The 628-nt window shown below is 55.3% G+C and carries 1 protein-coding gene; it reads left to right on the top strand.

Annotated elements, in window-relative coordinates; genetic code table 11:
* Window positions 1–228: 228 nt before the first annotated feature.
* On the top strand, window positions 229–628 hold a 400-nt coding region (locus R8N49_RS28245; protein WP_318190584.1), incomplete at its 3' end, for a transposase zinc-binding domain-containing protein.

Below are 628 nucleotides of genomic sequence, written 5' to 3'. Positions count from 1 at the left end.
AAACAGACAAGAAAAAGCCCCAACTGATAACAGTTGGGGCTTCAGTATTGTGATTGGTGGAGCAATAGCACCCTGAACCCAAAACCTTCTCGCTCAACCGGTAGTGGCTGATAACAACTCGTGAGGGCTATTGCGGGTTAAGCATTTAGCGATGTCTAGGGCCAGACTGGACGTCTGAACGCAAGCCGCTGATACTGTACATAACCACAGTATCAGCGGAGGATACCCATGTCGCTGGCAAGGAACGCCACGGCGAGTCAATCGCCCACTCAAACAAACGGTTACGAACGCCACCAACCCGACCAGACGCTGCTCTACCAGCTGGTTGAGCAGCACTACCCAGCCTTCAAAGCCTCACTCGAAGCCCAAGGTCAACACCTGCCTCGCTACATCCAACAAGAATTCAACGACCTCCTCCAATGTGGCCGTCTGGAGTATGGTTTCATGCGGGTTCGCTGCGAGGATTGTCATCACGAGCGTCTGGTCGCCTTCAGCTGTAAACGACGCGGCTTTTGCCCTAGCTGCGGTGCCCGCCGGATGGCCGAGAGTGCGGCGCTGCTGATAGACGAAGTCTTCCCCAAGGAGCCCATTCGCCAGTGGGTGCTCAGCTTTCCTTTCCAGCTACGCT

The sequence above is a fragment of the Vibrio sp. 1978 genome (assembly GCF_033344345.1).
The sequence above is the reverse complement of the archived record's forward strand: the minus strand, read 5'-3'. Positions and strand labels throughout refer to the sequence as shown.